Here is a 22,481-nt window from a genome sequence, read left to right on the forward strand (position 1 = left end):
TTGCAGGCCGCCGGCCGCGGTATGACTGACTGCCCCTGTCGCCCGATGATCTGGGGGGTGTTGTCGCCGTGGCCGGAGGGCGCCAACGACCGCTGATAGAGACCTGACCCGTGTGGTCTGCTCGTAACGTGGCTGCCGGCGCGGGTGCTCGTGGTCGGCCTGCCGCGACGAGAAGGGAGCGGCGGTTGCCCGATCCTGACCAGCACCCGACCGGGTTCGCGGTGTTCTGCGGCCTGGACGTGGGCAAGTCCGAACACCACGCCTGCGCGGTCGACACCAACGGGAAGCGGGTGCACGACAAGGCCCTGCCCAACGACGAATCGGCGCTGCGCACCGTGCTGTCCGGGCTGGCCGAGCACGGCGCGGTGCTGATGGTCATCGACCAGCCCGCCTCGATCGGAGCGCTGGCCATCGCCGTCGCTCGTGATCTGGGGATCACGGTGGCCTACCTGCCCGGGCTGGCGATGCGCCGCATCGCCGACCTGCATCCCGGGCAGGCCAAGACCGACGCCCGCGACGCCCACGTGATCGCCGAGGCCGCCCGGACGATGCCGCACACCCTGCGCCGGGTCGGCACCGACGACGAGACCCTCGCCGAACTCACTGTGCTCGCCGGTTACGACGATGACCTGGCTGGGCAGAGCACCCGGCTGACGAACCGGCTGCGCGACGCCCTGCTGCATGTTCATCCCGCCCTGGAACGCCTGCTCGGGCCACGCCTGGACCGCGGTGGCGTGCTCGACCTGCTCGCGGCCGCGCCCACCCCGCAAGCCCTGCGAGAGCTCGGCGCTGACGGGATCGCCGAGACGATGCGGGCCCGGTCGCCTCGACTGGCCCGCACCCTTCCCGCCCAGATCCTGACCTCGCTCGACGCCCAGAGCCTGACCGTTCCCGGCACGGCCGCGTTCGCCCGTGTCATCACCGGCGTCGCCGGGCAGCTGCGCCAGGTCCACACCGAACGCGACCAGCTCGCCGACGAGCTCGAAGCCCGCCTGGAGGCCCACCCTCTTGGACCGGTCCTGACCTCGATGCCCGGACTCGGGGTCAGGACCGCCATCAAGATCCTCACCATCGTCGGCGACGGCTCCGGGTTCCCCACCGCCGGGCACCTCGCCGCTTACGCCGGCCTCGCCCCAGTCACCCGCCGCTCCGGCACCTCGATCAAAGGCGAAACCCGATCCCAGCGCGGCAACCACGCCCTGAAATCCGCGCTGTTCCTGTCCGCATTCGCCGCCCTGGCCGACCCCGCCAGCCGCGCCTACTACGACCGCAAACGAGCCGCCGGCAAACGACACAACGCCGCCCTGATCTGCCTCGCCCGACGCCGCACCGACGTCATCTACGCCATGCTCCGCGACCGCCGCCCCTACAACCCGCCCACGGTCAACAACCCCGATCCAGAACTCGCCGCCGCTTGACGAACCCATAGAGACACCCCCCCGGGCAGCCGGACGGCGGTGACCCCGGGCGAGCGGTGCTCCGGGGCCGGTACGACCTCGAACCCGCGCGAGGCGAGCGCCTCGTGACACGCGCGCGCGGTCCGCCGGTGCCGTTCCCACACCGCGGGCAGCCCCTCGTCGTGCAGCAGGTCCAGTGCCGCACCGAGGGCCCGCAGCTGGGGCAGCGCCGGTGTCCACGTCGTCGTCCGCTCGGTGGCGGAGTCGGCCGCGGCGGCGAGGTCGAGGTAGAACGCCCGCGACCCCGGGGTGCGGGCCCGCTGGAGGGCCCGCCCGGACACCGCGACCAGTGCCAGACCCGGCGGGCAGGCCAGCGCCTTCTGCGTGACGCCGACGGCGACGTCGAGCCCGAGCTCGTCGAACCCGATCTCGGTGGCACCGAGGCTGCCGACGACGTCGACGAGCAGCAGCGCGTCGCCGGCCCCGCGCACGGCCTCGCTCCACGCCCGCAGCGGGCCGAGCACACCCGTCGACGTCTCGCCGTGGGTGAGGAGCACCGCGTCGTAGTCGCCCGCCACGGCCGCGACGCGCGCGGGATCGACGACCTCACCCCACTCGCAGCTCAGCTCGTCGACCCGGGCGCCGGTGCGGCGGGCGATCTCGGCGAACCGCTGCCCGAAGTAGCCGATCTGCACGGAGAGCACCCGGTCGGCGGGGCGCAGTACCGACCACGCGGCGGCCTCCAGACCGCCGGTGCCCGAACAGGTCAGGACCAGCACGTCGCGGGTGGTCCCGAACACGGGTCCGAGCCGACGGGCGACGTCGGCGAAGTCCGACCGGAAGCCCTCCGAGCGGTGGCTCACCATCGGGGCGGTCATCGCCGCGAGGACCGCGGTCGGGACCTCGACCGGACCGGTGACACGGTAGTTACGCACCGGGCTCCGCCCTCTCCCTGAGTTCGGCGAGCGAGCGCCGCAGCCGGACACGGACCTGCTCGGGTGACAGGTGCACCGGGGTACCACCGACCCGTTCCGAGGCGAGCCCTTCCCCGACCAGGCGGTCGAGCAGCGGCTCGACCCGCCGGGCGGGCACCCCCGCGACGTCGCAGCGGGCGAGTACCCGGTCGAGCAGCGCCGCGACGCCTGCCCCACCGTCCACACCGAGGGCGTCCGCCGCGGCGGCGACCGCGGACCGGGGCACGGCCCGGCCCCGCGGGTCGCACACGGCGTCGCCCCCGGCCTCCACCACGGCAACGAGCCAGCGCAGCGTGACCGCGACCGCGTAGCCGTGGGGGAACCCGAGGTGCGCGGTGAGCGGGTAGGCCAGCGCGTGCGCCGCCGTCGTCCGGGTCCGGTCGATGGCCCGCCCGGCCAGGGTCCCGGCGTCGGACAGGGCCGCCCAGCCGTCCGGACGCCCCACGGCGGCCGGGTCGCCGAGCACCGGCGCGATCCGCTCGAGCGCGCGGACCGCGTCGGACCGCGACCCGGGACCGGAGCGGACCGACCACAACGACTCGATCGCATGCGCGACGGTGTCCAGCGCACCGCTCCACAACACCGCTGCCGGGCAGGTCGCGAGCAGCCCGGGATCGACGGCCGCCACCTCCGCACGGACCCGGTCGTCGTCGAGCGAGAGCTTGCGCGGACCGTCGTAGAGCGTGGCGAAGGAGGTCACCTCGCTGCCCGTGCCCGCCGTCGTCGGCACCAGGACCAGCCGGGGACGGTCCGCGGCGGGTCGGGTGCGCCGGGCGAGCACCGCGGCAGCGGCGTCCGCGTCACCGGGCAGCGCCCGGGCCGCCTTGGCGACGTCCATCGCCGACCCTCCCCCGATCCCGACGACGACACCGGCGCCGTGCCGCTCCCGCGCGCGGGCGGCCGCCAGCGCCTGCTGCGTGGTCGGGTTGGGGGTGAACGCCGAGAACGTCGCGGTACCCGCGGGCAGGAGGTCCGCGACACCCGCCCGGCGCAGGGCGGTCGGGGCAGCGACGACGAACGCGCGTCCGCCCGACAGCACGTCGTGCAGCCGGTGCAGCCGGTCGGCGCCCCGCAGCGCCAGCACCCGGGTCCCCGGCCCGACCGCGGTCACCTCGGCCCTCCCGTCGTCACCGACGCCGGTCGCCCGGCCGCGGCCCGGAACCGCTCCGTGAGCTCCGGGAGCCCGCTGCCGGAGCTGGCCCGCGGGTACACCTCGTCCGGCGTCGGCCGGACCCGCAGTACGCACAGCGCGGGGCCGGGTCCGGAGAGGGCCGCGTCGAGCGCCTCGTCCACCCCGCCGTCGGTCACCACCGTGGCGTATCCGAGGCCGCGACCCAGCGCCGCCCAGTCCAGGTGGCCGCTGGTGGAGCGCTGCGCCCCCGTCGACTCGTAGCACCCGTTGTCGACCACGACGTGCACGAGGTTCGGCGGGGCCTGGGCGGCGACGGTCGCCGCGGTGCCGAGATGCATGAGCAGGGCGCCGTCCCCGTCGAGGACGACCACCCGTTGCTGCGGCCTGGCCCCGGCCAGGCCCAGCCCGATCGCGGCCGCGTGCCCCATCGAGCCCTGCATGTAGAACGTACGGTCGCGGTCGCGTTCGTGGTGCGCCTGCCGGGAGAGGTAGCCGGTCGTGGTCACCAGCAGGTCCTCGTCGACGCGGTCCAGCAGGGCCGCGACCGCCCGGGCCCGCGTCGGTGCCCGCGGGTCGGGCTCCGGGCGCGAGGCGTCCGCCGCGGGTCCGAGGGCGCCCCGGGGCACCAGACCCACGAACGGCAGGCGCTGCGCCCGGGCCCGGGCGGCGCGGTCGAGGACGTCCCCGACCGGCAGCCCGACGCCCTCCGGGGCCGCACCGCCCGCCAGGACCGCGTGGGGCACCTGCAGTGCGTCCAGCATCGCGGTGGTGGCCGTGCCCATCGTCGCGTGCTGCTGCTCGTCCCCCGCGGGGTCGGGCCAGCCGCGCAGCGACATCAGCACCGTCACCGGGATCCCGCAGGCGAGCACGAGGCTGGTCAGCGGGTTCACCAGGTTGCCGAACCCGCTGTTCTGACAGAGCACGACTCCCGGGCGGCCGCCCAGCTCCCACCCGGCGGCGATGGCCAGCGCGGCGCCCTCGTCGGCGGCCGGGCCGAGGTCGCCCGCCCGGTCGTAGAGCTGCCACGGCCCGGCCAGGTGACCGCACGGCACCCCGGTGGCCCGGTCCAGACCCGCCGCGCGCAGGGCGTCGACCAGCTCCGCGGCCGGGACGCTCACCGCTCCCGCCCGAGCCACGTGTCGAGCTGGGAGATCGCGAAGATGTCGCGCACCGGCGCGATGTCCTGCTCGATCGGCCCCGAGCTGCCGTGCTCCAGCACGGCGGACCACGTGCTGCGCACCGCGCTGACCAGTGCCCGCAACGCCTGGTTGGCGTAGATGACCATGTCCACCCCCGCCTCCGCGGCGTCGGCGCTGTCCCAGGCGGCGTAGGTGGTGGGGACGACGACCACCGGGGCCCGGCGCTCCCACCGACGCAGGAACTCGATGACCTCCCCGGGGCCCGACGCCTTCGAGTGGATCAGGATCGCGTCCGCCCCCGCCTCGACGTAGAGGTGGCAGCGGCGCAGCGCCTCGTCGATGTCCTCACCGCAGATCAGGGCCTCGGTGCGGCCGATCAGCAGCGTGTCCCGCCTGCTGCGGGCCTCGGCCGCCGCCTGCAGCTTGCCCGCGAACTCCTCGGCGGCCAGCAGCTGCTGGCCGGCGCCGACGAAGCTGTTCCGTTTGGGGAAGACCTTGTCCTCGATGCAGACGGCCGCGATCCCGGCCGACTCGAACTGCATCATGGTGTAGGCGGCGTTGATGCTGCCGCCGAAGCCGGTGTCGCAGTCGGCGAGCACCGGCACCTCGACCGCGCGGTGCATCGCGGTCGACGCGGACAGGTACTCCGCCAGCCCGAGCAGGCTGACGTCGGGCAGGCAGGCCGCGGCGGAGATCCCGAAGCTGGACGCCCAGACCGCGTCGAAGCCGGCCTGTTCGGCGAGGCGGGCGGTCAGGCCGTCGTGGGCCCCGGCCACGCGGACGAGTCTGCGGTCGGCGAAGGCCTGCCTGATCCAGGCGGCGCGCTCCGCGCCCACCGGGCGTGGCGGTGACATGGTCATCGGTATGACTCCCGACGGTTGGGACGGCACCGCGGCGACGTGGTCGTCACCCGGCGATCTCCTGCAGGTGGGTGCGTAGCCGCTCCGCGGCCGACGCGAGCACGCCCGGTTCCGCGGCGACGCACAGCCGCAGGTGTCCGGGCATGCCGAAGGTCGACCCCGCGCGCATGCGGACCCCCGTGCGGTCGGCCAGCGCCGCACAGAGCGCGCGGTCGTCCCCGGCGCCGAACGCCCGGGACGCCAGCAGCCGGCGGGCGTCCAGGCACAGGTAGATCCCGGCGTCGGCGGGCACCACCTCGACACCGGGCACCGCCTGGAACAACGCCGTGGCCTCGGCCAGGGCGGCCGTGGAACGGCGCACCCGCCCGGTCACGTCCGCGGAGCGGAACGGTTCCGCGAGCGCCGCGACGGCGACGTCCTGGGCGGCCGTGCACACCGGACCGGTCACGTGTTCGGCGACGTCGTCGAGTTCCGCGGCCAGCTCGGGTGGCCCGACCACCCACCCGACCCGGAGCCCGGCGAGTGCGTGCACCTTGGACACGCCACCCACGACGACGGCGTCGGCACCGACGACGGCGAGGGGGTCCTCGGGGCCGGCGAAGGCGCCGTAGACGTCGTCCACCACGACGGTGATCCCGGCCTCGGCGGCCCACCGGGCGATCGCCCCCACCCGCTCCCGGTCCAGCACGGCCCCGCTCGGGTTGACCGGACTGGTCAGCAGTACCGCCGAGGTGGCGGTGGTGCGCGAGGCCTCCAGCGCGTCCACGTCGGCGCGCCAGCGGTCCGCCGGGTCGCCGGGCACCACGACGGTCCGGGCCCCGGCGAGGTCGAGGGTCCGCGGGTAGTGGCTCCAGTGCGGGGCGGGCACCAGCACCTCGCGGTCGCGGGCGACGACGGCCGCGGCGGTGAACAGGGCGGCCCGGACCCCCGGGGTGACCACGACCTGGCCGGCCCCGGTCGCCCGCCCGGTGCGCCCGGAGTACAGCGCGGCGACGGCACGGCGCAGCTCCGGTCGCCCGCCCCGCGGGGCGTAGGGCAGCGGGCCGTCGCCGGCGGCGGAGCGCATCGCCGCGCGCAGCGGCGGAGCGAGTGGGTCGAGGACCTGGCCGGAGGACAGGTCCAGCACCGCCTCCCGCATCGCGGACGGCGCGCTCACGCGTCGGCACCCGGGGCGCGACGGGCGACCGGGGCGACGCCGGTCCGCCCGGCGATGGCGTCGAGATCGGCCAGTATCGGCGGGAGCAGCGGGATCCCCTCGGCGGCACGGTGCGCCGTACTGCGCACCCGCCGTTCGCCGGGCAGCCGCACACCGGGTCCGCCGACCGCGGCCGGCAGCCCGGTGATCTCCGCTCCCAGGTCGGTCACGCGCGCGCCGATCTCGTCGGGCTCGCCGAACGCCGCCGGGTCCAGGCACAGGACGAAGTGGCCGAGGTCGGCCCCGTCCGGACCGTAGGTGTGGCGGCTCCAGCTGGCTCCCGCCAGCGGTCCGCACAGCAGCTCCACCAGCAGGCCCAGCCCGGAACCCTTGTGTCCGCCGAACTCCGGGCCCAGCCCCCCGAGCGGCACGAGAGCATGGCCGGCCCGTGCCTTGAGGCCGGCCACGAGCGCGGGGATGTCGGTGGTGGGGAGCCCGTCGGGGCCCATCGCCCAGCCCTCGCGCATCGGCGCGCCCTCCCGGTGCAGCCGTTCGAGCTTGCCCCGGGGGACCACGGACGTAGCCGCGTCGAACACGACGGGCCGGTCGCCGGCGGGGACCGCGTAGCTGATCGGGTTGGTGCCGAACATCGGTGCGGCCGCGCCGGTGGGCGCGACCTGGGGGGGTGGCGTTCGTCGTGACCAGGGCCAGCACCCCGGACCGGGCCGCCCGCTCGGCGAACCAGCCCGCGATGCCGATGTGGTTGCTGCGCCGCACGGCGACGGCGGCGCACCCGGTCTCCCGGGCCCGTGCGACGGCGTGGTCGACGGCGAACCGCAGAGTGGGCTGTCCGAGGCCGTTCCCGCCGTCGACGACGGCGACCGCGCCGGCGTCGCGCACGAGGGAGGGCACGGCGGTCCCGGAGATCGTGCCCGCCCGCAGTCCGTCGACGTACCGTCGCAGCCGGGCCACACCGTGGCTGTCCACACCGGCCAGGTCCGCCGCCACCAGCACCTCCGCGGAGACCTCCGCGTCCGCGCGCCGGGCTCCGGCGGCGACGAGCGTCGCGGCGGCGAACGACCTCAGGTCGGCGGCGTCCACCACCCGGGCGTCCGGGCGTCCCGTGTCGCCGGTGGTCCCCGTGCCGTCGGACGTCGTCGTACTCACCCGCTGCTCCCGTTCCTCGATGTCGTCGTGGCGGTCCCCGGTGCGGTGGACGTCGCCGGGGGCCGTGGCCGGGCCGCATGGTGGCGCCACACCGCCGCCCCGGCCGCGGCGAGGCGGTCGGGCAGGGTGGCGGCCCCGCCGGGTGCCAGCAGGTGGCGGTGCACGGCCGCGTCACGGCCGGAGGCGCCCGCCTCCTCCTCGAACCGGGCGGCGACGATGGCGGTCGGCCGACCGTGCTCCCGCCGTAGCGCGGCGACCGCGCCGGGCACCTTGCCGGTCCAGGTGCTCGCGTCCACCACACCCTCGGCCGTGACGACGAGGTCCGCGCCGGCCACGAGACCACCGGGGTCGGCCATGGCGAGTACGGCCAGCGTGCCGCCCGTCGCGGTGGCGGCGGCGACCGCGGAGAGCCCCACACCGATCCCGCCACCCGCTCCCCACCAGGGTGCGGCGCACCGCTCGTGCAGCTCGGCCGGTCCGCCCTGCGGGTCGGCGCGGGCGAGCAGCGCGACCAGGTGCGCCATCCCCGCCGCGGCCACCGGCCGCTCCGCGGCGCCGAGCCCCTTCTGCGCACCGAACCGCGCCGAGTTCGACGAGTACGTGGTGGAGACGTCGGCCAGGAACCGCAACCGGACCCCGGCCAGCAGGTCGCGGGCCGGTCCGAGGTCGACGCGCACGACCTCGTGCAGCGTGCCGGGCGTGACCGGCACGCTGCGGCCGGTCGCGTCCTCGAACCGCGCGCCGAGCGCCGCCAGCGCCCCCGCCCCGCCGTCGACGGTCGCGGTTCCACCGAGCCCGACCAGCACCTCACGGTGGCCGGCACGGACGGCGTCCGCGACGGCGACACCGACCCCGGCCGACGTCGACCGCAGGGGGTCGAGCGGGGTGCCGGCGAGCGCGGCGAGGCCGCAGCAGCGAGCACTCTCCACCAGCGCGGTCCCACCCAGCCGGAGCCAGTCCGTGGCCCGTGCGCGACCGAGTGCGTCGGGGACCTCCACCCGGCGTCGGGTGCCCCCCGTCGCCGCGGCCACCACGTCGAGCGTGCCGTCCCCGCCGTCGGCCAGTGGCAGCCGGAGCACCTCGGCGTCGGGAGCCGCCCCGGTGACGCCCCGGGCCAGCGCCGCCGCGACGCCCGGTGCGTCGAGGTGCCCCCGCATCGGATTGGGCGCGACGACGACGGCCGGTGCGCTCACGCCGGCCGCGGAGCTCGCCGGATCCAGGACCGGACCAGCAACCGCGGCCGGTCCGGCTCGTCGACGAACTCCGTCCGTCCGTGCAGCAGACGCAGGTTGTCGAACACGGCGAGTTCGCCCTCCTCGAGTTTGCCGACCAGCTGTACCGCGGGATCGGCCACCACGGCGTCGAGCGCGTCGAGGGCGCCGACCTGGTCCGCGGTGAGCTCCGGGACCCCGTCGTGGCGGTGCCCGATCTCGATGTAGCTGCGCAGGTAGCTGATGGACAATCGCCCGTCCTGTTCGAACAGGACGGGCTTGCGCACGGTCGGCGGGTCCCCCGCGTCCTCGTCGCCACGTCGGTCCACGTGGAACGACTCCCGCAGCGTCCGGATCACCTCCGGCCTGTCGGCCAGCCGGCGCAGCACGTCGTCGAGATGGACCGTGACCAGGGCGCCCCCGCGGCGGGACTGACGCACGCAGTAGAGGGTGAACAGGTCCGGCGCCGGCAGCGCCGCCTCGGCCCCGTCGGTGTGCAGGTCGCCGCCGAACCGGGAGTCCGAGTAGCGACCCCGCCTGCCCTCGCCGACGGCGGTGCTGCGGTCGCGGACCCGCCGCAACAGCTCACCCTCGCGGTTCTGCGGCCGGGCCTCCCCCAGCAGCGCCGACAGCCGCGCGATCGCGGTCGCGGCCGCGGCCTCGTCGGGGTCCAGCCCGGTCAGCACGAGTACCCCCGGTCCCTCGTCGAGATGGGTCCGGGCCAGCGCGCCCAGTTCGGTGCGTGCCGCGGCGACCGCGTCCGTGTCCGGCTCCGGACCACGCAGGACCGTGGCGAGCGCGGGGCCCGGGACGACCCGGGCCGGGCCGAACCCGTCCGTGGCCGACGGGTCGGCGGTCGGTGGACCGGCTCCGCGGATCATCAGCGCCCCCCGGCGATGTCGATGAACGAACCCGTCACGTAGGACGCCCGGTCCGAGAGCAGCCAGAGCACGGCCTCGGCGACCTCCGACGGCCGCCCCGGCCTGCCCAGCGGGATCGCCGGGGTCAGCCGGGCGAGCCGGTCGGGGTCCCCGCCGCGCGCGTGGATCCCGGTCTCGATGAAGCCCGGCCGGACGGCGTTCACGCGGATGCCCTCCGCCGCGACCTCCAGCGACAGGCCCGTCGTCAGCGTGTCGAGCGCCCCCTTCGACGCCGCGTAGTCGACGTACTCCCCCGCGGAACCCAGGCGGGAGGCGGCCGACGACACGTTCACGATCGCCCCGCCTCCGCCCCCGTGCGCCGTGGACATACGGCGCACCGCCTCCCGCGAGCACAGGAAGGGGCCGACCACGTTGGCGTCGAGCACCCGGCGCAGCCGGGCGCCGTCGATGCGCTCGACCCGCCCGCCGCCCTCCAGCACACCGGCGTTGTTGACCAGGGCGCTCAGCGGGCCGAGCCGGTCGTCGACGTCGGCGAACATCCGGACGACGTCGTCCTCGGACCCGACGTCCGCGCGCACCGCGATCCCGGAACCGGCCAGGCCGTCGACGACCTCCTCGGCCGCGGCCCGGTCGGCGTGGTAACCGACCGCGACCGCGTAGCCGGACTCGGCCAGCAGCCGGGCGGTCGCGGCACCGATGCCCCGTGCCGCGCCGGTCACCAGTGCGACCGGCTGCCCCACTAGATGTCCCCGTTCGCGTCGGCGATCATCTGCGCGGACCAGCGGCGCTTGAGGCGCAGGCAGGTGCGGTTGAGCAGGTCCAGCACCGGGTTGAGCGGCCGCAGCACGTCGATGATCAGCATGATCCGGGTGCCGGTGCTCTCGTTGTGGACCTCGTGGTCGAACGTGTCGTCGATCAGGATCGGACGTCGTTCGGCCCAGGTGTGGTGCTCCTGGCCGACCCGCAGCCGGGGCGGGTCGTCGACCGGGACGCGCAGCGGGAGGTGGTAGCGCAGGATCCCCGCATAGGGGCCCTCGTGGGCGGAGAGCCCGACGCCCGGCGGCAGCTGCGCCACGATCGCGTTGACGACGCGCGGAGTGCGCTCGGCGAAGTCGAGCAGCAACGGCACGTCCTCGTGCGCCCGGTCGTTGGCGACGCCGAGCATGTAGGCGTAGTACAACCGCCACCCGGTCGACACCTGGGCCGCCCGGATGGGATCGATGTCGCCGTACGGGGTCAGGTCGCGGATGCCGACGAGTCGGTCCACCTCGCCGCGGAGCTCGTCGAACCGGGCGACCAGCTCTGCGGACTCGGGGAAGGCGGGCAGCGGGTCGGTCATGATCGGTGGCCGGTTCGCGCCGCCACTGCCCCACAACAACAAGCGGTTGACAACATTTCGCACAAGTGGCTGGTTGACACTCAGAGAACCACGCACAGAAGTATGACTCCCTGATTCTTGCGGGATGTGCGGAATGGTGATCCGGGCCCGTCCGCGTTGCGACTGAATCGAGCCCCACTGATGAGTCATAATCTCCACACCGAGGGTGACTGTCAACCATCTGTCGTACGGTCGACGCTCGACGTCAACCCGGACGACACGGCACGGCCACCCGCCCGGGTCGTTCGCGACGCAGGTCGGTGCGGGTGCGGAGCGGAGTGACAGTGGTGATCGACAGGGGCCGGGTGCTCGTCGTCGGAGGGTTCGGGACCGAGGTCGTGGACGCCCTGGCGCGGCACGGGGCGAGGTCCGTCCTGCTGCAGCGCGCGGGCGCGACGACGGAGGGACAACGACGCCTCGCGGAGGAGGTCGTGGAGCTGCCCGATCTCACCGACAGGTCGGCCGTGGCGGCCGCCTGCGCCGCCGTGCACGAGCGCTCCCCGCTGAGCGCCGTACTGTCGCTCACGGAGTTCGGACTGGCCCCCGCCGCCGCGGTCGCCGCCGATCTGGGGCTGCCCACATTCCATTCCGAGGCCACCACGCAGGCATTGCGGGACAAATCCGAGATGCGCCGGATTCTGGCCGCGGCGGGCCAGGACATCGGTTTCTCCCGGGTGACGACACCGTCGGCCGCCGGCGCCGCCGCGGACGCCATCGGATACCCCGTCGTGGTGAAACCGTGCTCGTCGTGGGGGAGCCTGGCGGTCCGCCGCGCGAACGGCACCGACGAGGTGATCACCGCGGCCGAGGCGGTGCTGCAGGTGGCCGACGCCGTGCTCGTGGAGCGGTTCCTGGAGGGGACCGAGTACTCCGTCGAGGCGTTCAGCACGGCCGGCGAGCACCAGGTCGTCGCGATCACCGGCAAGCGCGTGGCCGATCTGCTCGAGATGGGGCACGTGGTCCCGGCGCCGATCGCGCCGGACGTCGCGGCCGAGGTCGTCGCGGCCGTGCGGTCACTGCTCGACGTCGTCGGCGTGCGCGACGGCGCCACCCACACCGAGGTGATCGCCGGGCCCGGCGGGGTGCTTCCGGTCGAGTCGCACACCCGGGTGGGCGGCGACCGGATCCCGGAGCTGGTCCGGCTCGCGACCGGGGTGGACCTCTACGACCGCGCGGCGGCACGGGTGCTCGGTGTGCCGGCCGGGCCGCCGCCCGCACCGCCCCGGAGAGCAGCGGCGATCGCGTTCTTCCACGCCGCCCCGGGGACGGTCCGCTCCCTCGGCGGCACGGAGGACGCCCGTCGCGCCGACGGCGTCGTCGAGGTGGACCTCGCGGTGGCCCCCGGGGACGTGGTCCGCCCGCTGGCGCACTCGTTCGACCGGTGCGGTCACGTGATCGCCGTCGGCGCCGATGCCGCCGAGGCCTCCGCCCGTGCCGAGCACGCCGCCGCACTGATCACCGTGCGGACCGACACCACCCGGGTGGCCGGGCCCGGCGAGCTGCGGGAACGACAGCGGAGACAGGCCGAGGGCCGGCGCTGAGCGCCGCCACCGGCGGTGCCACGCCCCTACAGCCCGCCGGTCTGCAGCAGCCGGTCCGGGGTGCCGCCGGTCCCGCCGCCCTCGATCTTCCCGGGGACGGAGTTGTCGACGATCCGCTTCTTGACGGTGGTGGCCGGCGCGTCGCCGCGGGCCTGCTTGTAGAGCGCCGCCACCCCGACCGCGAACGGGGCGGCCATCGAGGTCCCGCTGTAGGAGGCGGTGCCGCCGCCCGGGACCGGCGCGACGATCCGGGTGCCGGGTGCGTAGAGCGAGACGCAGCGACCGGTCGAGGAGTTCGAGGAACGCCGGTCCTCGATCGTGGAGTTGGCGACGACCAGGACGTCCTCGACCGCCCGGGGCAGTGCGGTGCAGTCGTCGCCACCGGTGTTGCCGGCCGAGGAGGCCGCGAACACCCCGGAGTCGATCATGCGCTGGACGGCCTGCCGGAGCATCGGCGAGCCGCCGTAGCTCCACGACATCACCGCGACCGACGGGCCGCGCTTGTTCTGCACCACCCAGTCCAGCCCGGCGAGCAGCGACGACAACGTCCCGGTGCCGTTGCAGTCGAGCACCTTCACCGCGCGCACGGTCGCGCCCGGGGCCACGCCGTAGTCCTTCGACGCCGCGATCCCGGCGACGACGGTGCCGTGCCCGTCGCAGTCGGAGTCGGTCCGGTCGATGGTGTTGACCTCCTGCTTCGCCCGGCCCCCGAACTGCGGGTGGCCCGCGTCGACGCCGGTGTCGAGGACGAACACGTCCACGCCGGCGCCAGTGGCGGTGTGCCGGTACTGCCCGTCCAGCGGCAGGTCCGGCTGGTCGATGCGGTCGAGACCCCAGTTGCCCGGCGCCTGCTCGGCCCCGGCGGGCGGCGCGACGGGCGCGTCCTGGTGGACGGCCTGCGGATCGAGCGGGGTGATCTGCCGGTCCTCCTCCACCCCGACCACGCCGGGCCGGTCACGCAGCTCGGTCGCCTGCGCGGGGGTGAGGTCCGCGGCGAAGCCGTGCACCACGCTGTCGAACGTGACCTTCGGCTCCACGCCCACTGCCTCCGCGGCGGCCCGCGTCTGCCCGGCCGTCGCGGTCTGCACCAGGTAGCCGGCGGGCGCGGACGGCGCGGACGGCACCGACACGGCGGCGGACGCCGACGGCGCGAGAGGTACACCGAGCGCGACCGCCAGGACACCGGCAGTGACCAGTCGGGCGGCGCGGGGACGCATGGGGCTCACAGACAGCGACGCTATGCGCCTGTGACGCCTGGTGCGAGAGACACGATGGTGGTCCGGGTGACACCTGGGACCACCCGGGTGACGGAGCGTTTCGGCACCGGCGGTGCGGGGACCACCCGCCGCCCGGGGTGTGACAGGCCCGCGACCTGCACGATCGGCGGATCGGCGGGCTCGTTCAGGCGTGCCGGCCGTGCACGGCGACCTCGGTCGCCTTCACCGCGAACCACACCTCGTGACCGGGCTCGACACCCAGTTCGGCGACGGCGGCCGGGGTGACGTCGGCGGCCAGCCCCGACACCCAGTCCGGCCCCCCGGCGACCGGCGCGGCCCGCAGCCGGACGGTGTCCCCGCGCGGCTCCAGCGCGGCGATCCGGACCGGGAAGACGTTGCGCGGGCTGCCCGCCGGCCGGCTCGCGTGCACCGCCACCGCGGAGGGCGGGAACACCGCGACCGCGGGCTCCCCCTCGGCGACCTCGACCGCGCGACCGTGGATCCCGACCCCGTCGCTGGTCCGCACCCCGGCGCCCTCGGCGGTGCCCGGCACCAGGTCCAGGCCGGCGATCCGGGCGGAGAACGCGCTACGGGGACGGGCCAGCACGTCGCGGACCGGTCCCTGCTCGACCACCCGGCCGCGGTCCAGCACGACGACCCGGTCGGCGAGCACCAGCGCGTCGAGCGCGTCGTGGGTGACCAGCAGCGCGGTCTGCTTGCCGTCGGCGATGACCCGGCGCAGCAGGGTGCGCATGGCAGGGGTGGCGTCGACGTCGAGCGCGGCCAGCGGCTCGTCGAGCAGCAGCAGTCCCGGCCGGGGCGCCAGCGCGCGGGCCAGCGCGACCCGCTGCTGCTGGCCGCCGGAGAGCTGCGCGGGGCGCCGGGCGGCGAGCTCGCCGACGCCGACGTCGTCGAGCAGGCCGCGGGCCCTGGCGTCGGCCGCGGCGCGCGGGGTCCCCTGGGCCCGCGGCCCGAAGGCCACGTTGGCCAGCGCCGACAGGTGCGGGAACAGCAGCGGCTCCTGGGCGAGCAGACCGACACCGCGCCGGTGCGGCGGCACGAAGGTCCCGTCGGCGGTGTCGAGCAGCGTCCGACCGTCGACGCGCAGGTGCCCGGAGTCCGGGCGCAGCAGACCGGACAGGACGCCGAGCACGGTGGACTTGCCCGCACCGTTCGGGCCCAGCACCGCGAGCACCTCCCCCGCGCCGACCGTCAGCTCCAGGTCCAGTGCGAACCCGTCGCGCTCCAGCCGCGCCCTCATGTCCACACCGAGCTCCACCGTGTCGCCGCCGCTGCTCATCCGCGGCCGTCCAGCCCGCGCGGGCGACCGACGACGATCACGACCAGCGACACGACGACGAGCAGCAGCGACAGCGCCACGGCCCCGGCGACGTCGGTCTCGCCCTGCAGGTAGACCAGCAGCGGCAGGGTCCGGGTGGTGCCCTCCAGGCTGCCGGCGAACGCGATCGTGGCCCCGAACTCGCCCATGCAGCGGGCGAAGGCCAGCACCAGTCCGGACGCCAGGCCGGGCAGCACCAGCGGCACCGTCACCCGGCGGAAGGCCAGCCCCGGCGAGGCGCCGAGGGTGGCCGCGGTCGCCTCGTAGCGCTCCCCCGCGGTCCGCAGGGCGCCCTCCAGCGACACGATGAGGAACGGCATCGCGACGAAGGTCTGCGCCAGGACCACCGCCGCGGTGGAGAACGGGATGAAGATCCCGAACACGGTGTCCAGCCCCTGCCCGAGCAGGCCGTTCGCACCGAGCAGGAACAGCAGCGAGAGTCCCCCGACGACCGGCGGCAGCACCAGCGGGAGCAGCACGACCGAGCGGATCCCGCGCATCAGGCGGGGCAGCCGGTTGATCCGGCCCCGGGCCAGGACCACCGCGAGCGGGCCGCCGAGCAGCAGGCACAGCGTCGTGGAGATCGCCGCGGTGAGCAGCGACAGGCGCAGCGCCGACAGCGCGGCCTCGCTGGTGAGCAGGCGGGGGGTCTGCGCCCAGTCGGCCTCCCACAGCAGGCCGAGCACCGGGAGCGCGATCACCAGGAACCCGATGCCCGCCGGGAGCCACATCCACACCGGCAGGCCGACGCCGGTGCCGTGGCGGTCGGCCGCACCCTCGCGACGCCGGGTCGGGGCCGGCGCGCGGGCGGTGCCGGCCCCGGGCGTCACAGGTGCCCGCCGGGCGTCTCCACCACCACGTTCGTCGACTTGATCACGGCCACCGCGAGCGCCCCGGGTTCCAGGCCGAGGTCGCGCACGGCCTCGCTGCTCATCAGCGACACCACGCGGTGCGGGCCGCACTGCATCTCGACCTGGGCCATCACCGTGTCGGCGAGCACCGAGGTGACCAGGCCGACCATCCGGTTGCGGGCCGAGCGCTGCACCACCGAGGGGTCCGGCGGGGCGGTCGCGTGGTCGCGGGCGAACTCGGCGAGCGCGGCGCCGTCGATGACCTTGCGGTTCGAGGCGTCGGCCTGCACCGGCAGCGTCCCCGCGTCCACCCAGCGGCGGACGGTGTCGTCGCTGACGCCCAGCAGTCGGGCGGCCTCGGAGATCCTGAAGTGCGGCACGACCCGGATACTATGGTCGCGCCTGCGGTGGTGCCACGGCGCGTCTCCCACCAGGACCGAGTTCGTGGTCTGATCGCCGGGTGGACTTCGCACCCAGCGCCGTGGCGGCCGACTACACCGCGCGCATGCGCGCCTTCCTGGACGAGGAGATCCTCCCGGCCGAGGCCTCCTACGACGCGTTCCGCGCCGAGCGACGCGGCACCCCCCAGGAGTGGGACCTGCCCCCGGTGGTCGAGGAGCTGAAGACCGAGGCCCTCGGGCGCGGCCTGTGGAACCTGTTCCTGCCGGACGTCTCGGGCCTGTCGAACCTGGAGTACGCGCCGGTCGCGGAGGTCTCCGGCTGGTCCCCGGTCATCGCGCCCGAGGTGATCAACTGCCAGGCGCCGGACACCGGCAACATGGAGATCCTGCACCTGTTCGGCACCGACGAGCAGAAGCAGCAGTGGCTGGAGCCGCTGCTCGACGGCGAGATCCGCTCGGCGTTCGCGATGACCGAGCCGGACGTGGCGTCCTCGGACGCCACGAACATCGAGACCCGGATCCGGCGCGACGGCGACGACTACGTCGTCGACGGCCGCAAGTGGTGGATCTCCGGTGCCGCCGACGAGCGCTGCCGGATCTTCATCGTCATGGGCAAGACCGACCCGGACGCCTCGACCCACCGGCAGCAGTCGATGATCCTGGTCCCGCGCGACACCCCGGGGCTGACGATCGAGCGGCACCTGCCGACCTTCGGCTACCAGGACCAGCACGGGCACTCCGAGCTGCATCTGGACGGTGTGCGGGTGCCGGCGACGAACCTGCTCGGCGAGGAGGGCGGCGGCTTCGCAATCGCCCAGGCCCGGCTCGGGCCGGGGCGCATCCACCACTGCATGCGGCTGATCGGCATGGCCGAGCGCGCGCTGCACCTGATGACCGAGCGCGCGCAGGCCCGGGTCGCCTTCGGCAAGCCGCTGGCCGAGCAGGGCGTGGTGCGCGAGCAGATCGCGCTGTGCCGCATGGAGATCGAACAGGCCCGGCTGCTGACGCTGAAGACGGCCTGGCTGATCGACGCCTACGGTGCGAAGGGCGCGGCCACCGAGATCGCCGCGATCAAGGTCGTCGTACCGCGGATGGCGTGCGCCGTGATCGACCGGGCGATGCAGGTGCACGGCGGCGCCGCCATGAGCGACGACACCCCGCTGGCCTACTTCTACGCCTGGGCCCGCGCCCTGCGCTTCGCCGACGGACCGGACGAGGTGCACATCCGGTCCGTCGCCCGGCAGGAGCTCAAGGCCCACCGGTCCTAGTCACGGTCCGCCGGCGACGCGGCGGGCTCAGACGTTGCGGGAGCGCAGGATCCAGTACTCGCCGATGCACCCGTCGGCCGCGGTGGGCGGGCATCCGGCGGTGCCCGCTCCCACCGAGTAGGTCTTCTCGCAGGTGAAGGTGAACCCGCTGAACGGTCCCCCGGCGGCGAGCTGCTGGCGCGAACCCTCGGCCTGGCAGGCGTCGTAGGAGGTGAACACGGGCGCGGGTGCCGCCGACGCGGCCGGGGCGACGACGACGGCGGCAGCCGCCGCGGCCAGCGCGGCGGGGACGAGCTTCGACAACATGGTCGACGACATGGTGGTTCCCTCCTGTACGGCGACCGGCCACCGGGCGACCGGCCACCGGGTGACCGGTCTGTTCGTCCTGGAGCCCGGGACGCTAGGAGGGACCCCTCGGGAGCCCTCCCGGGACCGCGGGCGGGACGTCTCGATGTCCCTGTCCTTTCGACTAGGTACAGGATGACTAGTTCCGCACCTGCGACAGCGTGGCCCCGGCCGCGTCCGCGGGTGCGGATCACGGTTCTGAGCTGCGGAAACCCGCCCTGGGCGGGCACGCACGACGGCGGCTAGCCTCGGGCCCATGACCACCGAGCTCGGCCTGCCGTCGCTGCGGGGCGGCACGTCCCGGGACCCGGCCCGACCGGCCGACCCCCGCCTCGTCGACGGGTTCGGCCGGGTCGCGACCGACCTGCGGATCTCGCTCACCGACCGCTGCAACCTGCGCTGCACCTATTGCATGCCCGCCGAGGGCCTGGACTGGATGCCGCGCGAGGAGCAGCTGACCGACGCGGAGCTCAACCGGCTGATCGCGTTGGCGGTGCGCGACCTCGGGATCGAGGAGCTGCGCTTCACCGGCGGCGAGCCCCTGCTGCGCAAGGGCCTGGAGGACATCTTCGGTGCCGCGTCGGCGCTGGAGCCCCGCCCGGACATCTCGCTCACCACCAACGGCATCGGGCTGGCCCGGCGGGCCGGGGCCCTGGCGGCGTCCGGGGTGAACCGGCTCAACGTCTCGATGGACACCCTGCGCCCGGAGCGGTTCGCGCAGATCACCCGGCGCGACCGGCTCTCGGACGTCATCGACGGGATGGCCGCCGCCCAGGCCGCGGGCCTGGCCCCGGTGAAGATCAACGCGGTTCTGCTGCGCGGCGTGAACGACGACGAGGCCGCCGACCTGCTCGAGTTCGCCCTGACCCACGGCTACCAGCTGCGGTTCATCGAGCAGATGCCGCTCGACGCCCAGCACGGCTGGCGCCGCACCGAGATGATCACCGCCGAGGAGATCCTGGCGCGGCTGGAGGAGCGCTTCGTGCTCACCCCGTCCGACGAGGACCGCGGTGGCGCGCCCGCCGAGCGGTTCGTGGTCGACGGGGGCCCCGCCACCGTCGGGGTGATCGCCTCGGTGACCCGCCCGTTCTGCGGGGCCTGCGACCGCACCCGTCTCACCGCCGACGGCCAGGTCCGCACCTGCCTGTTCGCCACCGGCGAGACCGACCTGCACGCCATGCTCCGCGGCGGCGCGACCGACGCCGAGATCGCCGACGTCTGGCGCGACGCGATGTGGGGCAAGAAGGCGGGCCACGGCATCGACGACCCCGGATTCCTGCAGCCCGCGCGCCCCATGAGCGCGATCGGAGGATGAGCATGACCCTGTCCCTGGAGACCAGGACCCTCACCGTCCGGTACTTCGCAGCGGCCAAGGCCGCTGCGGGGACCGGCGAGGAGACCGTGGAGCTGCCCGACAGCGCGATTGTCGCCGACGCCGTCGCCGCCCTCGGCACCGCGCACGGCCCTGAGCTGGCGCAGGTGCTGCTGCGGTGCAGCTTCCTGCTCGACGAGGTGGCGGTGCGCGACCGCTCCGCCGCGCTCGGCGGGGCGGCCACGCTCGACGTGCTGCCGCCGTTCGCCGGGGGCTGAGACCCGGCGCGTGCCCGGGGCGGCTCAGTCCTCGGGGACGCTCACGACCCGGCCGGACGGGACCCCACCGGCGCAGCTCAGCACCACGCGGACGTCCGGGACGTCGTCGCCGTCGAAGACCACCTCGGCCGGACCGATGTCGCTGTCGTCCTCGCGCTCCCAGCCCTGCGCGGGGTTGACCGACACGATCCTCGGCGTCGCGCCGTCGCAGCGGGCGAGGACGTTCCCCGCGCTCCCGGCCTGCACGACCACGGGCGGTGCCGCGGCGGGCGCCGGCCTCGGGGCGGGCGCCGGCGGCGCGGCCGTGGCGGTCTGCTGGGCCAGGCGGGCGTCCACCTGCTCGGCGCTCAGGGGCTGCGTCTGTGTGCCCGCCAGGTCGCTGCCGATGCTCCCGACGGCCGTCAGGCCCAGGAGCAGGGCACCGGCGGCCGCGGCGGTCCAGAGCACGATCTGCAGGACGGGGCGCGTCGGTCGTTCCACGCGCACAGCATGCCCCGGACCCCGGTTAACGGATCCCTAAGCCGACCACAAGCAACGGCCGGGCCCCCCACCGGCACGCCCGCGACGGATAGGTTCTCCCCCCGTGGCCCAGATCCTGATCGTCGAGGACGACCCCGGCATCCGCGGTGCACTGATCCGCGGGTTGACCGAGCGGGGGCACGCCGTCGACTCCGCACCGACCGCGATGGCCGGTCTGGAACACGCCGTCGGGAGACGGCCCGACCTCGTGGTGCTCGACCTCGGCCTGCCCGACATGGACGGCACCACCATGCTGCGGATGCTGCGCGGCGCCAGCACGGTCCCGGTGATCGTCGCGACCGCCCGCGACGACGAGACCGAGATCGTCTCCGTGCTCGACGCGGGCGCCGACGACTACCTGGTCAAACCCTTCGCCGCCGCGCAGCTCGACGCCCGGATCCGGGCGGTGCTGCGCCGCCTCGGCGACGGGGCGGGGGCCGATCCCACGGTCGTCGTCGGCGGGCTGTCGGTGGACCCGCGCTCGCGGCGCGCCGTGCTCGACGGCGCCGAGCTGGAGCTGACCCCACGCGAGTTCGACCTGCTCCACCACCTCGCCGCCCGCGCCGACCAGGTCGTCAGCAAGCGGGAGCTGGTCACCGAGGTGTGGCAGCAGCCCTACGGCGGCGCCGACAAGACCGTCGACGTGCACCTGTCGTGGCTGCGCCGCAAGCTCGGCGAGACCGCGCAGTCCCCCCGCTACCTGCACTCGGTGCGCGGGGTGGGGATCCGGCTGTCCGCGCCGGCGGGCCCCGCCTGATGCGACGGCGCATCCTCGTCCTGGTCGGGGCGACCGTGCTGCTGGTGCTGGTCGCGTTCGCGATCCCGCTCGCGACCCTGGTCCGCTCGGTCGCGGAGAGCTCGGCGGTGTCCGCGGCGACCGTCCAGGCCCAGGTGCTGACCCCCGCGGTGGCGGGCGGGGACCGGTCGGTGCTGGTCCCCGCCGTGCAGAACGCCGACGGCCGCGACGCCTCCGACGTCTCGGTGTTCCTGCCCGACGGCACCGTGCTCGGTGCACCGGCACCCCGCAGCCCGGTGGTCCGGCTGGGGCTGCTCGGGACGAGCGCCTCGACCGAGGCGCCCGGCGGGCGCGAGCTGGTGTTCGCCGTGACCGGTGCCGCGGACGGCAACGCCGCGATCCGGGTGTTCGTCCCCGACGCCGAGCTCACCCGCGGCGTGACCCGTTCCTGGCTGCTGCTGGGCGGGCTGTCGCTGGTGCTGCTGGCCGGTGGGCTGCTGCTCGCGGACCGGCTCGCGCGCACCCTCGTCGAGGCCACCACCGACCTGTCCGAGGTGTCCGAGCGGCTCGCGGCCGGGGACCTGTCCGCCCGCGCCGACCCCCGGGCCCCGGCGGAGCTCGGCGTCGTCGCCGGCGCGCTGAACGGGCTGGCCGGGCGGATCTCGGAGCTGCTGCGCGAGGAGCGGGAGAACGTCGCGGACCTCGCGCACCGGGTCCGCACCCCGCTGACCGCGCTACGGCTGGACGCCGAGGCCCTGCGCGACCCGGACGAGGCCGCGCGCCTGTCGGCCGGGGTCGACGGCGTCCAGCGCGCGGTCACCGGCGCGATCGAGCAGGCCCGGCGACGCGGCGGCACGACCCGTAGCGCGGACGCGGCGGCCGTCGTCCGGGAACGGGTGGAGTTCTGGCGGGTGCTGGCCGAGGACACCGACCGTGCGGTGACCCTGCACCTGGCCGACGGCCCGTTGCCCGTGGCCTGCGCGCCGGGCGACCTGGAGGCCTGCGTGGACGCGCTGCTGGGCAACGTCTTCGCCCACACCCCGGACGGCACGGCCTTCGGCGTGTCGCTGTCCGGCCGGACGGGCGGGGGTGCCCGGGTGGTGGTGCACGACGACGGCCCGGGGCTGCCGCCCGGCACCGACCCCACCTCGCGCGGGGTCAGCGGCGGAGGCTCGACGGGGCTGGGCCTCGACATCGCCCGGCGCACCGCCGACCACGGCGGTGGGGCGCTGACGGTGCACTCCCCGGCCGGGGGCGGGCTGCGGGTGGAGCTGGAGCTGGGGCCGCCCGCGGGCTGAGCGGGCACCGGTCTTGGGGTGCCCTTAGGAGTCGTGCAGCGCGCCGTTGATCGACAGCGCGGCATCGTCACCGGTGTCGGCACGACCCCTCCCGGAAGGACA

General features: G+C 75.3%; 22 protein-coding genes and 2 pseudogenes. 7 read left to right on the top strand and 17 right to left on the bottom strand.

Annotated features, from left to right (window positions below; all coding sequences use genetic code 11):
• Positions 1 to 185: 185 nt before the first annotated feature.
• Entirely contained in the window at positions 186 to 1,418 is a 1,233-nt protein-coding gene (locus tag KPF47_RS03730; protein WP_224386690.1) for an IS110 family transposase, read from the top strand.
• Here KPF47_RS03730 and KPF47_RS03735 read toward each other — a convergent pair.
• From KPF47_RS03735 to KPF47_RS03780, 11 genes and pseudogenes are all read right to left on the bottom strand, one after another.
• Positions 1,367 to 2,332, bottom strand: coding sequence for an aminotransferase class V-fold PLP-dependent enzyme (locus KPF47_RS03735; protein ID WP_224386934.1), 966 nt, complete (start codon positions 2,330 to 2,332; stop codon positions 1,367 to 1,369). The two genes, KPF47_RS03730 and KPF47_RS03735, sit on opposite strands and share 52 nt — an antisense overlap.
• Positions 2,325 to 3,482 (bottom strand): iron-containing alcohol dehydrogenase, encoded by a 1,158-nt coding sequence (locus KPF47_RS03740; protein ID WP_224386936.1) that lies wholly within the window; start codon positions 3,480 to 3,482, stop codon positions 2,325 to 2,327. Before KPF47_RS03740 ends, KPF47_RS03735 begins: the two co-directional genes overlap by 8 nt.
• Positions 3,479 to 4,621, bottom strand: coding sequence for a thiamine pyrophosphate-dependent enzyme (locus tag KPF47_RS03745; RefSeq protein WP_224386938.1), 1,143 nt, complete (start codon positions 4,619 to 4,621; stop codon positions 3,479 to 3,481). The genes KPF47_RS03740 and KPF47_RS03745 overlap by 4 nt, the downstream gene beginning before the upstream one ends.
• A complete protein-coding gene (locus KPF47_RS03750) occupies positions 4,618 to 5,502 on the bottom strand; it encodes an isocitrate lyase/phosphoenolpyruvate mutase family protein (protein WP_224386940.1) in 885 nt (294 codons plus the stop codon). The genes KPF47_RS03745 and KPF47_RS03750 overlap by 4 nt, the downstream gene beginning before the upstream one ends.
• Before the next feature lie 46 nt (positions 5,503 to 5,548).
• Positions 5,549 to 6,658, bottom strand: coding sequence for a pyridoxal phosphate-dependent aminotransferase (locus KPF47_RS03755; RefSeq protein ID WP_224386941.1), 1,110 nt, complete (start codon positions 6,656 to 6,658; stop codon positions 5,549 to 5,551).
• Positions 6,655 to 7,305 (bottom strand): annotated as a pseudogene (locus KPF47_RS38370) (Ldh family oxidoreductase); the annotation flags it as partial. The pseudogene KPF47_RS38370 and the gene KPF47_RS03755, both read right to left, overlap by 4 nt.
• 25 nt (positions 7,306 to 7,330) lie before the next feature.
• Positions 7,331 to 7,894, bottom strand: a pseudogene (locus KPF47_RS40735) (Ldh family oxidoreductase); the annotation flags it as partial.
• Positions 7,801 to 8,997, bottom strand: coding sequence for a glycerate kinase (locus KPF47_RS03765; protein ID WP_224386943.1), 1,197 nt, complete (start codon positions 8,995 to 8,997; stop codon positions 7,801 to 7,803). The pseudogene KPF47_RS40735 and the gene KPF47_RS03765, both read right to left, overlap by 94 nt.
• Positions 8,994 to 9,896: a TauD/TfdA family dioxygenase gene (locus KPF47_RS03770; protein WP_224386945.1), complete on the bottom strand. Its 903-nt coding sequence runs from the start codon at positions 9,894 to 9,896 to the stop codon at positions 8,994 to 8,996. The genes KPF47_RS03765 and KPF47_RS03770 overlap by 4 nt, the downstream gene beginning before the upstream one ends.
• On the bottom strand, positions 9,896 to 10,636 hold the full coding sequence (locus tag KPF47_RS03775) for an SDR family oxidoreductase (RefSeq protein ID WP_224386947.1): 741 nt from the start codon (positions 10,634 to 10,636) through the stop codon (positions 9,896 to 9,898). Before KPF47_RS03775 ends, KPF47_RS03770 begins: the two co-directional genes overlap by 1 nt.
• On the bottom strand, positions 10,636 to 11,235 hold the full coding sequence (locus tag KPF47_RS03780) for an aspartyl/asparaginyl beta-hydroxylase domain-containing protein (RefSeq protein ID WP_224386949.1): 600 nt from the start codon (positions 11,233 to 11,235) through the stop codon (positions 10,636 to 10,638). Before KPF47_RS03780 ends, KPF47_RS03775 begins: the two co-directional genes overlap by 1 nt.
• 323 nt (positions 11,236 to 11,558) lie before the next feature.
• On the opposite strand from KPF47_RS03780, the gene KPF47_RS03785 reads away from it, so the two are divergent.
• A complete protein-coding gene (locus tag KPF47_RS03785; protein WP_224386952.1) occupies positions 11,559 to 12,815 on the top strand; it encodes an ATP-grasp domain-containing protein in 1,257 nt (418 codons plus the stop codon).
• Between the two features lie 26 nt (positions 12,816 to 12,841).
• Here the strand turns inward: KPF47_RS03785 and KPF47_RS03790 are convergent, their stop codons facing one another.
• The 4 genes from KPF47_RS03790 to KPF47_RS03805 all read right to left on the bottom strand — a co-directional run bounded on the left by KPF47_RS03790 (position 12,842) and on the right by KPF47_RS03805 (position 16,602).
• On the bottom strand, positions 12,842 to 14,032 hold the full coding sequence (locus KPF47_RS03790) for a S8 family peptidase (RefSeq protein WP_224386953.1): 1,191 nt from the start codon (positions 14,030 to 14,032) through the stop codon (positions 12,842 to 12,844).
• A gap of 184 nt (positions 14,033 to 14,216) precedes the next feature.
• A complete protein-coding gene (locus KPF47_RS03795; protein ID WP_374108791.1) occupies positions 14,217 to 15,332 on the bottom strand; it encodes a sulfate/molybdate ABC transporter ATP-binding protein in 1,116 nt (371 codons plus the stop codon).
• Positions 15,329 to 16,102, bottom strand: a complete 774-nt coding sequence (locus KPF47_RS03800; RefSeq protein ID WP_224387284.1) for an ABC transporter permease — start codon at positions 16,100 to 16,102, stop codon at positions 15,329 to 15,331. The genes KPF47_RS03795 and KPF47_RS03800 overlap by 4 nt, the downstream gene beginning before the upstream one ends.
• 95 nt (positions 16,103 to 16,197) lie before the next feature.
• On the bottom strand, positions 16,198 to 16,602 hold the full coding sequence (locus KPF47_RS03805) for a molybdopterin-binding protein (protein WP_224387285.1): 405 nt from the start codon (positions 16,600 to 16,602) through the stop codon (positions 16,198 to 16,200).
• Positions 16,603 to 16,682: 80 nt separating this feature from the next.
• Between KPF47_RS03805 and KPF47_RS03810 the strand changes: the two genes are divergently transcribed.
• Positions 16,683 to 17,891, top strand: a complete 1,209-nt coding sequence (locus KPF47_RS03810; RefSeq protein ID WP_224386955.1) for an acyl-CoA dehydrogenase family protein — start codon at positions 16,683 to 16,685, stop codon at positions 17,889 to 17,891.
• 27 nt (positions 17,892 to 17,918) lie between these two features.
• Here KPF47_RS03810 and KPF47_RS03815 read toward each other — a convergent pair whose 3' ends face one another.
• Complete coding sequence (locus tag KPF47_RS03815; protein WP_224386957.1) at positions 17,919 to 18,209, bottom strand: hypothetical protein; 291 nt, start codon at positions 18,207 to 18,209, stop codon at positions 17,919 to 17,921.
• Positions 18,210 to 18,492: 283 nt separating this feature from the next.
• Here KPF47_RS03815 and moaA point away from each other — a divergent pair, with 283 nt between their 5' ends.
• Positions 18,493 to 19,551, top strand: coding sequence for a GTP 3',8-cyclase MoaA (moaA, locus tag KPF47_RS03820; protein WP_224386959.1), 1,059 nt, complete (start codon positions 18,493 to 18,495; stop codon positions 19,549 to 19,551).
• 2 nt (positions 19,552 to 19,553) lie between these two features.
• Entirely contained in the window at positions 19,554 to 19,826 is a 273-nt protein-coding gene (locus KPF47_RS03825; RefSeq protein ID WP_224386962.1) for a MoaD/ThiS family protein, read from the top strand.
• Positions 19,827 to 19,850: 24 nt separating this feature from the next.
• Here KPF47_RS03825 and KPF47_RS03830 read toward each other — a convergent pair whose 3' ends face one another.
• A complete protein-coding gene (locus KPF47_RS03830; RefSeq protein WP_224386963.1) occupies positions 19,851 to 20,306 on the bottom strand; it encodes a hypothetical protein in 456 nt (151 codons plus the stop codon).
• A gap of 103 nt (positions 20,307 to 20,409) precedes the next feature.
• On the opposite strand from KPF47_RS03830, the gene KPF47_RS03835 reads away from it, so the two are divergent.
• Positions 20,410 to 21,102 (top strand): response regulator transcription factor, encoded by a 693-nt coding sequence (locus KPF47_RS03835; RefSeq protein ID WP_224386965.1) that lies wholly within the window; start codon positions 20,410 to 20,412, stop codon positions 21,100 to 21,102.
• Positions 21,102 to 22,379 carry a HAMP domain-containing sensor histidine kinase gene (locus KPF47_RS03840; protein WP_224386967.1) on the top strand — a complete coding sequence of 426 codons (1,278 nt, stop codon included), beginning with the start codon at positions 21,102 to 21,104 and terminating at the stop codon, positions 22,377 to 22,379. The genes KPF47_RS03835 and KPF47_RS03840 overlap by 1 nt, the downstream gene beginning before the upstream one ends.
• Positions 22,380 to 22,481 lie beyond the last annotated feature (102 nt).

This window comes from Pseudonocardia sp. ICBG1293 (assembly GCF_020131355.1).
Classification (GTDB): Bacteria; Actinomycetota; Actinomycetes; order Mycobacteriales; family Pseudonocardiaceae; genus Pseudonocardia.